Origin of the sequence: Sphingomonas sanguinis NBRC 13937 (assembly GCF_001591005.1) — a bacterium.
Classification (GTDB): domain Bacteria; phylum Pseudomonadota; class Alphaproteobacteria; order Sphingomonadales; family Sphingomonadaceae; genus Sphingomonas; species Sphingomonas sanguinis.
This window is the reverse complement of the sequence record NZ_BCTY01000014.1, coordinates 39,818-51,687: the sequence shown is the minus strand read 5'-3', so window position 1 is coordinate 51,687 and position 11,870 is coordinate 39,818. Positions and strand designations below refer to the sequence as shown.

The window sequence follows — 11,870 nt, the reverse complement described above, 5'->3', positions numbered from 1 at the left end:
CGCGCGGCATGAAGCTGAACCAACTGACCACAGATATTCAGGGCGAGGGCGGTGACGCCCTCGTCTCCGGTTTCGCGATCGACCATCGCAAGGTCGCGCCCGGCACCATTTTCGGCGCGTTCCAGGGCGCGCGGGTGAATGGCGAAGACTTTATCGCCGATGCGGTGCGCAGCGGTGCGGTGGCGGTCGTCGCGCGACCGGGCGTGACGGTCGAGGGCGCGGTCCACATCGCCTCGGACGAACCGCGTGCGACCTTCGCTCGGCTGGCGGCGGCGTTCTTCGCGCCCTTCCCGGCGACGGCGGTGGCGGTGACCGGCACCAATGGCAAGACCTCCACGGTCGAGATGACGCGCCAGCTCTGGCGCATGGCGGGGCATCACGCCGCCTCGATCGGGACGCTGGGCGTCACCACCGCCGACGAGCGGACCTATACCGGCCTGACCACGCCCGATGTCGTGACCTTCCTGTCCAACGTCGCCGGGCTCGCGCGCGAGGGCGTGACGCATCTGGCGTTCGAGGCGTCGAGCCACGGCCTGACCCAGTATCGCACCGAAGGGCTGGAGGTGTCGGCGGCGGCCTTTACCAACCTGTCGCGGGATCACCTCGACTATCATGGCGATATGGGCGCCTATCTCGCGGCCAAGATGCGACTTTTCTCCGAGGTGTTGTCGCCGGACGGCACGGCGGTCGTCTGGGCGGATGACGTCGAGAGCGGCCGTGTCATCGATCTGGCCCGTGCGCGCGGCAACAAGCTGGTGACGGTCGGCACGCGCGGATCGACCCTGAAGCTGGTCGAACGGCATCCGACCCTGCTGGGGCAGGGGCTGGTGATCGAAGACGAGCACGGCGTCACCCACAAGGTGCAGCTGCCGCTGATCGGTGCCTATCAGGCGGCCAATGCGCTGGTATCGGCCGGGCTGGTACTGGCGACCGGTGGGGATATCGCCACCACCATTGCGAACCTCGCCCGGTTGCAGCCGGTGCGCGGGCGGCTGGAGCGTGCCGCGATCGCGAAGAACGGCGCGCCCGTCTATGTCGACTATGCCCACACGCCCGATGCGATCGAGGCGGCCATTGCCGCGCTCAAGCCCCATGCGGGCGGGCGGCTGATCGCGGTGCTGGGCGCAGGCGGTGACCGCGATCCGGGCAAGCGCGAGGCGATGGGGCAAGTCGCCTCGATGCACGCCGACCGGGTGATCGTGACCGACGACAACCCCCGGACCGAGGACCCGGCCGCCATCCGTGCGCAGGTGATGCGCGGCGCAACAGGCGCGGTCGAGATCGGCGACCGTCGCGCCGCCATTGCGGCGGCCATCGCCGAGGCGGGCGAACAGGACATCGTGCTGATCGCGGGCAAGGGGCATGAACAGGGGCAGATCGTCGGCGATCTCGTCCTGCCCTTCGACGACGTGACCGTCGCGCGGGAATGTGCGGCATGAGCAGTCACGCGACGACCAAGACGCCCTCGGGGGCGCAAACGGAAACTTCGCAGCCGGAAGCGCCCGCACGGCCGCGCCCCAAGCTGTCGCTGCATTATGGGGCCAAGCCGCCCGAGGCGCGGAAATGAGCCTGTGGACCGCGCAGGAGATCGCGGCCGCGACCGGCGGCACGGCCTCTGCCGACTTCGCCGTATCGGGCGTCACCTTTGATAGTCGTGAGGTCGGCCCCGGCGACCTGTTCATCGCCATGACCGGCGAAGCGACCGATGGGCACCGTTTCCTCGATCAGGCCTTTGCACAGGGCGCGGCGGGCGCGCTGGTCAGCAATGCGACCGATCATCCCCATGTCCGTGTCGCCGACAGCTTTCGCGCGCTGGAGGATCTGGGCCGGGCCAGCCGCGCCCGCACCGACGCGACGATCATCGGCGTCACCGGTTCGGTCGGCAAGACCAGCGCGAAGGAAGCGCTCTACGCCGCGCTCGAACGTGGTTGGCGCGGGAGCGTGCACCGCTCGGTCAAGAGCTACAACAATCATACCGGCGTGCCGCTCAGCCTCGCACGGATGCCCCGCGACGTGCGGGCTGGCGTGTTCGAGATGGGCATGAACCATGCGGGCGAGCTGTCCGCGCTGACCGCGATGGTGCGTCCGCACATCGCCATCGTCACCGCCATCGCGCCCGCGCACACCGAATTCTTCCCCGACGAGTCCGCCATCGCCGACGCCAAGGGCGAAATCTTCCAGGGGCTCCAGCCCGGCGGCACGGCGATCGTGCCCTATGACAGCCCGCACCGCGAGCGCCTGATCGCCGCCGCCAAACCCTATGCCGAGCGGATCGTGACCTTCGGCTTCGACCCCGCCGCCGATGTCCGCGCGGTCGAGGCAATGCGCGGCCCCCAGGGCGGGAGTTTCGTGACCGCAAGACTGGGCGACAAGGAACTGAACTTCACCCTGTCGCAGCCGGGGCAGCATTGGGTGTCCAATGCCCTGGCCGTGCTGGCCGCCGTCGATGCAGCGGGCGGCGATTTGGGGCTGGCCGGACTGGCGCTGGCCGAGCTGGGTGGGCTTGCCGGGCGCGGTGCGCGGTTCCGGGCCGCGAATGGCGCGCTGGTGATCGACGAGAGCTACAACGCCAATCCCGTCTCGATGCGCGCGACACTGGCCGTGCTGGCCGAGGAGCCGGGGCGCCATGTCGCGGTGCTGGGCGAGATGCGCGAGCTGGGCGAGGACTCGGCCGACTATCACGCCGGACTGGCCGAGCCGATCCTGGCGGCGCGCGTCGAAAAGGCGCTGCTCGTCGGCGAATCGATGGCACCCTTGGCCACTGCGCTTGAGGGGCGGGTCGATTTCGTCCATGTGGCGGATGCGAAGGCCGCGCGCGAGGCGCTGGCCGCTATCATCGCACCCGATGACGTGGTGCTGATCAAGGGGTCGAACGGGGTTGGGCTGTCGCGTGTCGTGGCGGCCCTGCGCGGCGATACCCCAACGGGCGGGGCGTGAGTTAGATGCTGTACTGGATCGCGGAGCATCTCGGTTTTCCGGGGCTTCTCAATCTCATCCGTTACCAGTCGTTCCGCACCGGCGCGACGGTGGCGACCGCTTTGTTCATCGGCCTGATCATCGGGCCGCGCTTCATCGGCTGGCTGCGCGTCCGCCAAGGCAAGGGACAGCCGATCCGCGCCGACGGGCCGCAGACCCACCTCGCGAAGCGCGGCACACCGACCATGGGCGGGCTGATGATCCTGACCAGCATGACGCTGTCCATCCTGATCTGGATGAACGTTTTCAACCCGTTCGTCTGGGCGTGCCTGTTCGTGACGCTGGGGTTCGGCGCGATCGGGTTCCTTGACGACTATGACAAGGTGCGGAAGGCCTCGACGGCGGGCGTGTCGGGCAAGACCCGGCTGCTGCTGGAGTTCGCCATTGCGGGCGTCGCGGCGTGGATCATCATGGGGCAGAACGGGCCGCATCTGTACCTGCCCTTCACCTCGCGCATGTATATCGACCTGGGCTATTTCTATCCGCTGTTCGCCGCCTTCACGATTGTCGCGTTCGGCAATGCGGTGAACCTGACCGACGGGCTGGACGGCCTGGCAACCATGCCGGTCATCATCGCCAGCGTCGCGTTCATGGTCATCGTGTATCTGGCAGGTAACGTGAAGTTCGCCGATTATCTGGGCATTCCGCATGTGCCAGGTGCGGGCGAGCTGGCGATCTTCTGCGGCGCGGTGGTCGGCGCTGGCCTCGCCTTCCTGTGGTTCAACGCACCCCCGGCGGCGGTGTTCATGGGCGACACCGGCAGCCTCGCGCTGGGCGGCGCGCTGGGCACTATCGCGGTCGTCGCGCATCACGAGATCGTGCTGGGCATCATCGGCGGCCTGTTCGTGGTCGAGGCGATGTCGGTCATCATCCAGGTCTTCTTCTACAAGCGGACCGGCAAGCGCGTATTCCGCATGGCGCCGATCCACCATCATTTCGAACAGCTCGGCTGGTCGGAGCCTACGGTTGTGATCCGCTTCTGGATCATCGCCTTCGTGCTGGCGCTGGCGGGCCTGTCGACGTTGAAGCTGCGATGATCGTCGCCAGCGACTGGGCGGGGAAACGTTACGCGGTGCTGGGGCTTGCACGCTCCGGCGCCGCGACCGTTTCGGCGCTGCTGGAAGGCGGGGCGAGCGTGGTGGCGTGGGACAGCGATCCCGCTAAGCGCGAGGCCTTTGTCGCGCATGGCCGGCTCAGCATCGTGCCGCTCGACGATTTGTCCGGTTTCGACGCGCTGGTCGTATCGCCGGGCGTGCCGCTCAACACCCATCCGCTTGCCGCCGCCGCGCGGGCGGCGGGGGTGCCGGTCATCGGCGACATCGAACTCTTCGCCCAAGCGCGCAAAGACCTGCCGCCGCACAAGGTCGTCGGCATCACCGGCACCAACGGCAAGTCGACCACGACCGCGCTCGTCCACCACATTTTGAAGACGGCGGGCGTGCCGACCCTGATGGGCGGCAATATCGGCCTGCCGATTCTGGGGCAGGAGCCGCTGCCCGAGGGCGGGGTCTATGTGCTGGAGCTGTCCAGCTATCAGATCGACCTGACGCAGAGCCTGGATTGCGACGTTGCGGTGCTCCTCAACATCACGCCCGACCATCTCGACCGTTATGATGACTTTTCGGGCTATGCGGCGTCCAAGGCACGGCTGTTTGCGATGCAGTCCGCTGGGCATGTCGCGGTCGTCGGCACGGGCGATGAGGCCTCGGCCCATATCGCGCAAGGGCTCGCCGGGAGGACCGACGATCTCGTAACCATCGCCGCCAGCGGGATCGACCAGAGCCGCTGGCCCGCGCTGCAAGGCCCTCACAATGCGCAGAACGCGCAGGCCGCCATCGCCGTGGCGCGAGCGCTGGGTATTGGCGAGGATGTGATCGAGGCGGGCCTTGCCAGCTATGCCAGCCTGCCGCACCGGATGCAGCATGTCGCGACCCGGAACGGCGTGGCCTTCGTCAACGACTCCAAGGCGACCAACTCCGAATCCACTGCACCCGCGCTCGCGGCTTTCCCGCGCGTCCACTGGATCGTCGGCGGCAAGCGCAAGGGCGACGACCTCGACGCCTGCGCCGCGCATCTGGATCACGTCGTCGCAGCCTATACCATCGGCGAGGCAGCCCCGCTGTTCTTCGACCTGCTGAAGGACAAGGTCCCCGTGGTCGAGCAGTCGGGCACGCTGGAGGCGGCCGTCGCCCATGCCGCCGCCGCCGCGCAGCCTGGCGATACGGTCCTGTTATCCCCTGCCTGCGCCAGCTTCGACCAGTTCCGCGACTACGAAGCGCGGGGCGAAGCATTCCGCGTCGCCGTGGAGGCGCTGGCATGAGTGATCGCGCAACCAAGACCCCGCGCCCCGGCCTGATCGGATCGATGAAGGGCCGGGGCGGGCGTGGCGATCGCTCGCCCCTCGGCACCTGGTTCTGGGATATCGACCGGGTGCTGCTGCTGCTCACTTTGTTCCTGATCGCGATCGGCCTGATCGCGGTCGCTGCTGCCAGTCCCGCCACGGCGATGCGCTATTCGGGCGAGCACCGGAAGTTCGCGCCGCTTTATTATTTCTGGCGACAGGTGATGTGGGTCGGCGTGTCGCTGCCCGTGTTGTTCGTCGTCTCGATGTTGCCCGTCGTCACCGCACGGCGCATGGCGGTGCTGGGGACGGGGGTGCTGATCGCGATCCTGGCGGTCACGCCCTTTATCGGGGTGGAGATCAACGGCGCGCGACGCTGGATCGGATTCGGTTTTGCCCAGTTCCAGCCGTCCGAGTTTCTGAAGCCGATGTTCGTCGTGACGACCGCCTGGCTGCTGTCGCTCAAGGCCAGGGAGCGTGACCTGCCGGCCACGCTGATCACCATGGGGCTGACCGGGCTGGTCGCGGGGCTGCTGATGATGCAGCCCGATTTCGGTCAGACAATCGTGTTCTGCGTCATCTGGGCAGCGTTGCTGATGATCTCCGGCACGCCGATGCGGATCTTGCTGGGGCTGGCGGCGATGGTGCCGGTGGGCCTGACCGCAGCCTATATGTTCTATGGCGTGGCGCGCAGCCGCATCAACGCGTTCCTTTTCCCCGATGTCGATGGCGAGGGTGCGGCCGACCATTTTCAGGTCAATGCCGCGCACAATACGCTGACGGCAGGCGGCTGGACGGGCACGGGGCCGGGCGGTGGCTCGGCCAAGTTCGGCCTGCCCGAGGCGCATACCGACTATATCTTCTCGGTGATCGGCGAGGAGTTCGGGCTGATCGCCTGCTCGATCATCGCGCTCGTCTTCCTGGCGATCGTCGTGCGCGTGTTCGTGAAGCTGCTTGACGAACAGGACGAGTTCAAGCTCTACGCCGCCTCCGGGCTGGCGGTGCAGTTCGGCGCGCAGGCGCTGATCTCGATGGCGGTGAACACGGGCCTTGCCCCGTCCAAGGGGATGACCCTGCCGTTCATCAGCTATGGCGGCTCGTCGATGATCGCGCTGTCGATCGGGATGGGGTTGTTGCTGGCATTCACCCGGCGCAATCCGTTCCTGACGCGCAGCCCCTATGTAGTCAGGTGGAGCGGGCAATGAGCCGTCACTTCGTCCTCGCCGCCGGGGGAACCGGCGGTCACATGGTTCCCGCTGCTGCGCTCGCGGCCGAGTTGACCCGGCGCGGCCACCGCGTCGCCTTGGTGTCCGATGCGCGCGGCGTGCGCTTTCCGGGGCTGTTCGAGGATATCCAGACGCATGTGCTGCCCGCCGGGCGCTTTGCGGGCGGGCCGGTCGGCTGGGCGAAAGCGCTGCGCGAGATGTGGCGCGGCCGGGCGATGGCGCGCGAACTCTACAAGACGTTCCGCCCAGCGGCGGTGATCGGTTTCGGCGGTTATCCGGCGATGCCCGCTTTGCTGGCGGCGTTTGCGGAGGGCATTCCGACCGCCATCCACGAGCAAAATGCGGTGCTCGGCCGGGTCAACCGGCTGGTGGCGGGCAAGGTCGATGCGATCGCGCTGTCCTATGAGGATACGCAGCGGCTGAGCGGCAAGCATGCGGCCAAGACCCGGCTGATCGGCAATCCGGTACGCGACCAGGTGCTGGCGCTTCGCGCGCGGCCCTATCCGCTGCTGGAGGAGGACGGCATCTTCCGCGTCCTCGTCACCGGCGGCAGCCAGGGCGCCAGCATCCTCAGCCAGGTCGTGCCCGATGGCCTCGCCATGCTGCCCGTCACCTTCCGGCGGCGCTTACAGGTGACGCATCAGGCGCGGATCGAGGATATCGATGCGGTGCGCTCCAAATATGCCGAGCATGAGATTCCGGCCGAACTCGCCACCTATCTGCCCGACCTGCCCGAGCAGCTCGCCTGGGCGCATCTGGTGATCGCGCGGGCGGGCGCCTCGACGCTGGCCGAGCTGACGGTCGCGGGTCGCCCGGCGATCCTGGTGCCGCTGCCATCGGCGACCGACGATCACCAGACGGTGAACGCGCGCGAGATGACAAAGGCGGGCGGCGCGCGGACCATCGTGCAGGGTGACTTCACGCCCGTAGAACTCGCCAAGCAGATGCAGAAGCTGGGTCTCGACCCGGCGGCGCTGGAGAATGCGGCGGGCCGCGCACGGAACTGCGGACGGCCCGAAGCGGCGAGCGATCTGGCCGATCTGGTCGAGAGCCTCGATTCGCCGCGTATGGTGTTGCCGGTCGGCAAGGCACAGAGGAAAACCAATTTGGCGGGAGCAGGCGCATGAAGGGCGTCGCCACGGATATCGGCACGATCCACTTCGTCGGCATCGGCGGTATCGGTATGTCGGGTATTGCCGAGGTGATGAAGAATCTCGGCTATCGGGTGCAGGGCTCCGACGTGGCCGAGGGCTATGTGGTGCAGGGCCTGCGCGACAAGGGCATTCCGGTCGCTATCGGCCATGCAGCGGACAATCTGGGCGATGCGGCGGTCGTCGTCACCTCGACCGCGATCACCCGGTCGAACCCCGAAGTCGAAGCCGCACTAGAACGCCGCATTCCGGTGGTGCGCCGGGCGGAGATGCTCGCCGAGCTGATGCGGCTGAAGTCCACCGTCGCGGTGGCAGGCACGCATGGAAAGACGACGACGACCTCGATGGTCGCGGCGCTGCTGGATGCGGGCGGGGTGGACCCGACCGTCATCAATGGCGGCATCATCAACAGCTATGGCTCGAACGCGCGCCTGGGTGCCTCCGACTGGATGGTCGTGGAGGCTGATGAGAGCGACGGCAGCTTCCTGCGCCTCGACGGCACGATCGCGGTCGTGACCAATATCGATCCCGAGCATCTCGACCATTATGGCTCGTTCGACCGGGTGAAGGACGCGTTCGTCGAGTTCGTCGAGAATGTGCCCTTTTACGGTGCGGCGTTGCTCTGCCTCGACCACCCGGAGGTGCAGAACATCCTGCCGCGCGTCCGCGACCGGCGCGTCGTGACCTATGGCTTTTCGGCCCAGGCGGACGTGCGCGGCGTCAACGTCACGCCGATCCCCGGCGGCAACCGGTTCGAGGCGATCATCCGCCATCGCGACGGCTCCAGCCGGTCGATCGAGGGGATCGAGTTGCCCATGCCCGGCCGTCACAATGTCCAGAATGCGTTGGCCGCGATCGGCGTGGCGCTGGAGCTGGGCATCGAGGATGCGACCATCCAACAGGGCTTTAGCCAGTTCGGCGGGGTCAAGCGCCGCTTCACCAAGGTCGGCGAGATCGCGGTCGATGGCGGCACGGCGACCGTCATCGACGATTACGGCCATCACCCGGTCGAGATCCGCGCGGTGCTGGCCGCCGCCCGCGAAGGCGCGCGCGGTCGCGTGATCGCGGTGGTGCAGCCGCACCGCTTCACCCGGCTCGGCAATCTGATGGAGGAGTTCCAGACCGCCTTCAACGACGCTGACCGCGTGCTGGTGACGCCGGTCTTCGCGGCGGGCGAGCAGCCGATCGAAGGCGTCGACGCCGACGCGCTGGTGGAGGGGCTGAAGCGGCGCGGGCATCGCTCGACCGCAACCGTGGCCGACGCCGATGCGCTGGCCGAGGAACTGGCGGGTTCGATCCGTGCGGACGACATGATCGTCTGCCTGGGCGCGGGTGACATCACCAAATGGGCGGCGGGTCTGGCGAGTGCGATCGAGGCGCGCCGATGAACCTGCCTGACACCGCCGGCCGATTGACGCACGCCGCGCCGCTGGCGCCGCTCGTGTGGTTCAAGGCGGGCGGACCGGCTGAATATCTGCTGGAGCCTAAGGACACCGATGACCTGTCGGCGTTCTTGCGGGCGCTCGGGGTCGACACGCCCGTCATGGCGCTGGGGCTCGGATCCAATCTGATCGTGCGCGACGGCGGCGTGCCAGGCGTCGTAATCCGTCTCGGCAAGCCGTTCAGCTATGCGCGGGCAGGGGAGGGGCACCTCATCACCTGTGGCGGCGGCACGTCGGGCATCCTCGTCTCGTCCAACGCGCGCGATGCGGGCATCGGCGGGCTGGAGTTTCTGCGCTCGATCCCCGGCACGGTCGGCGGCTTCGTGCGGATGAACGGCGGCGCCTATGGCCGCGAAGTGGCGGACGTGCTGGTCTCCTCCACGGTCGTCCGGCGGGACGGCACGGTCGAGACGTTGGGCGTCGCCGATCTGGAATATACCTATCGTCACTCCAACCTGACCGACGGAACGGTGGTGGTCGAAGCGACCTTCCGGGGCCATGCCGCCGAACCCGCCGACATCCAGGCCGAGATGGACCGCATCGCCGCCGCGCGTGAGGCGTCGCAACCGCTGCGCTCCAAGACCGGTGGCTCGACCTTCAAGAATCCCGACGGCCACAAGGCCTGGGCGCTGGTCGATGCGGCGGGCTGTCGCGGGCTGACCCTGGGCGACGCGCAGGTGTCGGAAAAGCATTGCAATTTCCTGCTCAACCTCGGCAACGCCACGGCGGCGGAGATCGAGGCGTTGGGCGAGGAAGTCCGGACGAAGGTGAAGGCGCAGTCAGGCGTTTGCCTCGAATGGGAAATACAAAGAGTGGGAATCGCGAAGTGACCGACAATCTGCATATCGCGGTTCTGATGGGCGGCTGGTCGGCGGAGCGGCCGGTGTCGTTGATGTCCGGTGCAGGCGTCGCCGACGCGCTGGAGCGGAACGGCCACCGCGTCACCCGGATCGACATGGACCGCGATCTGGCGGCCAAGCTGGTCGAAACCAAGCCCGATATCGTCTTCAACGCGCTGCACGGTTCGCCCGGCGAGGACGGCACGGTGCAGGGGATGCTCGACCTGATGGGCATTCCGTACACCCATTCGGGCCTCGCCACCTCGGTCATCGCGATCGACAAGGTATTGACCAAGCAGGCGCTGATGCCACACGGCATCCCCATGCCCGGCGGTCGCATCGTGAAGTCGGAGGATCTGTTCGCCGCCGACCCGCTCCCGCGCCCCTATGTGCTCAAGCCCGTTAACGAAGGCTCCTCGGTCGGCGTCGCGATCGTCACCGAGACCAGCAATCACGGCAACCCGATCGCGCGCGATGCCGCCGGTCCTTGGGCCGAGTTCGAGGAATTGCTGGCCGAACCCTATATCCGGGGTCGCGAGCTGACCACCGCCGTCCTCGGCAACCGTGCGCTGGGCGTGACCGAGTTGAAACCCAAGAATGGCTGGTACGACTTCGACGCGAAATATACCGACGGCCTGACCGAGCACGTCTGCCCTGCGCAGATTCCCGACGACATTGCCGAGGCGTGCAAGTCGCTGGCACTCGAAGCGCATCGGATCCTGGGCTGTCGCGGGGCGTCGCGCTCCGATTTCCGCTGGGATGACGAGCGCGGCGTCGATGGCCTCTTCCTGCTGGAGGTCAACACCCAGCCGGGTATGACTCCGCTCAGCCTCGTCCCCGAACAGGGCCGCCATGTCGGCATGGATTACGACACGCTGGTCCAGGCGATCGTCGACGAGGCGCTGGACTGGTACCGGGCCAATCCGACCGAGCGGGAACGCGCGGGTTGAGCCGCACGATCAAGCGCGGCCCCCCACCGCGCCGTCCGGCCCCGCGGCGCCGCCAGCCGGTGAAGCGCGTCACGCTGGCGCAGCGCCTGCTGGCCAAGGTGCCGGTCAGCGAAGAGACGATCAAGAAGGCCGTCACCTGGACGATCCTGGGCGGCGCGGGCGCGGCGGTGCTGGCGGTCGCGACCTATGTCGGCGTGCCCGGCATGATCGGCACTGCGATCGCCGAGCAGGCGGGCCATGCCGGTTTCCGTGTCCAGCAGATCGAGGTGACGGGCCTGAAGCGCATGGACCGGATGACCGTCTATGCCGTCGCGCTCGACCAGCAGAGCCGGGCGATGCCGCTGGTCAATCTGGAGGATGTTCGCGGCAAGCTGCTCCGCTATGGTTGGATCAAGGACGCGCATGTCTCGCGCCGCCTGCCCGACACGCTGCTGGTCGATATCGAGGAACGCAGCCCGGCGGCGGTGTGGCAGGACAATGGCCAACTGACCCTGATCGACGCGAGCGGCGTGCTGCTGGAGCCGGTACGGCCCGAGGCGATGCCCGACCTGCCGCTGATCATCGGGCCGGGCGCGAATTTGCAGGAGCCCGCTTATCAGGCGCTGCTCTCTGCTGCGCCTGCGCTGAAACCCCGCGTGAAGGCGGCGACCTGGATCGGCAATCGCCGCTGGGACCTGACCTTCGACAGCGGCGAGACGCTGGCGCTGCCCGAGGATGGGGCAGGGGCCGCGCTTATGAAGTTTGCCGCCATGGACGGCTCACGGCCGCTGCTCGGGCGCGGCTGGCTGCGCTTTGATATGCGCGACCCCACGAAGCTGGTTGCGCGGAAGCCCGGTTTGAATCAGAATCATGCGCTGGCCGAACCGGCGCAGGCCGGAGGAGGCACCGGGCCGGAGGGCAACGCCACAGAGGCGTCCGGCACTGGCGAATCACAGGGGTAGGACC

General features: G+C 67.7%; 11 protein-coding genes. All 11 read left to right on the top strand.

The genetic code is table 11. The features are described 5' to 3' along the window. Positions 1 to 8: 8 nt before the first annotated feature. The 11 genes from SSA01S_RS08305 to SSA01S_RS08260 are packed head-to-tail and all read left to right on the top strand — an operon-like array spanning position 9 to position 11,866. A complete protein-coding gene (locus SSA01S_RS08305) occupies positions 9 to 1,439 on the top strand; it encodes a UDP-N-acetylmuramoyl-L-alanyl-D-glutamate--2,6-diaminopimelate ligase (RefSeq protein WP_061780041.1) in 1,431 nt (476 codons plus the stop codon). Next, on the top strand, positions 1,436 to 1,567 hold the full coding sequence (locus SSA01S_RS20160) for a hypothetical protein (protein WP_272867550.1): 132 nt from the start codon (positions 1,436 to 1,438) through the stop codon (positions 1,565 to 1,567). The genes SSA01S_RS08305 and SSA01S_RS20160 overlap by 4 nt, the downstream gene beginning before the upstream one ends. Continuing rightward, positions 1,564 to 2,937 carry a UDP-N-acetylmuramoyl-tripeptide--D-alanyl-D-alanine ligase gene (locus tag SSA01S_RS08300; protein WP_061780015.1) on the top strand — a complete coding sequence of 458 codons (1,374 nt, stop codon included), beginning with the start codon at positions 1,564 to 1,566 and terminating at the stop codon, positions 2,935 to 2,937. Before SSA01S_RS20160 ends, SSA01S_RS08300 begins: the two co-directional genes overlap by 4 nt. A gap of 5 nt (positions 2,938 to 2,942) precedes the next feature. Next, the gene (gene mraY / locus SSA01S_RS08295) at positions 2,943 to 4,013 is read left to right on the top strand and encodes a phospho-N-acetylmuramoyl-pentapeptide-transferase (protein WP_061780014.1); all 1,071 of its coding nucleotides are present in this window, start codon (positions 2,943 to 2,945) and stop codon (positions 4,011 to 4,013) included. Beyond that, positions 4,010 to 5,296: a UDP-N-acetylmuramoyl-L-alanine--D-glutamate ligase gene (gene murD, locus SSA01S_RS08290; RefSeq protein ID WP_061780013.1), complete on the top strand. Its 1,287-nt coding sequence runs from the start codon at positions 4,010 to 4,012 to the stop codon at positions 5,294 to 5,296. Before mraY ends, murD begins: the two co-directional genes overlap by 4 nt. Continuing rightward, positions 5,293 to 6,522, top strand: coding sequence for an FtsW/RodA/SpoVE family cell cycle protein (locus SSA01S_RS08285; RefSeq protein WP_061780012.1), 1,230 nt, complete (start codon positions 5,293 to 5,295; stop codon positions 6,520 to 6,522). The genes murD and SSA01S_RS08285 overlap by 4 nt, the downstream gene beginning before the upstream one ends. Continuing rightward, a complete protein-coding gene (murG, locus tag SSA01S_RS08280) occupies positions 6,519 to 7,670 on the top strand; it encodes an undecaprenyldiphospho-muramoylpentapeptide beta-N-acetylglucosaminyltransferase (protein WP_061780011.1) in 1,152 nt (383 codons plus the stop codon). The genes SSA01S_RS08285 and murG overlap by 4 nt, the downstream gene beginning before the upstream one ends. Further along, positions 7,667 to 9,082 carry a UDP-N-acetylmuramate--L-alanine ligase gene (murC, locus tag SSA01S_RS08275; protein WP_061780010.1) on the top strand — a complete coding sequence of 472 codons (1,416 nt, stop codon included), beginning with the start codon at positions 7,667 to 7,669 and terminating at the stop codon, positions 9,080 to 9,082. Before murG ends, murC begins: the two co-directional genes overlap by 4 nt. After that, positions 9,079 to 9,966 (top strand): UDP-N-acetylmuramate dehydrogenase, encoded by an 888-nt coding sequence (gene murB / locus SSA01S_RS08270; protein WP_170171399.1) that lies wholly within the window; start codon positions 9,079 to 9,081, stop codon positions 9,964 to 9,966. Before murC ends, murB begins: the two co-directional genes overlap by 4 nt. Continuing rightward, a complete protein-coding gene (locus tag SSA01S_RS08265) occupies positions 9,963 to 10,925 on the top strand; it encodes a D-alanine--D-alanine ligase (protein ID WP_244885627.1) in 963 nt (320 codons plus the stop codon). The genes murB and SSA01S_RS08265 overlap by 4 nt, the downstream gene beginning before the upstream one ends. Next, positions 10,922 to 11,866, top strand: coding sequence for a cell division protein FtsQ/DivIB (locus SSA01S_RS08260; RefSeq protein ID WP_061780009.1), 945 nt, complete (start codon positions 10,922 to 10,924; stop codon positions 11,864 to 11,866). The genes SSA01S_RS08265 and SSA01S_RS08260 overlap by 4 nt, the downstream gene beginning before the upstream one ends. The last annotated feature ends 4 nt before the right edge of the window (positions 11,867 to 11,870 follow it).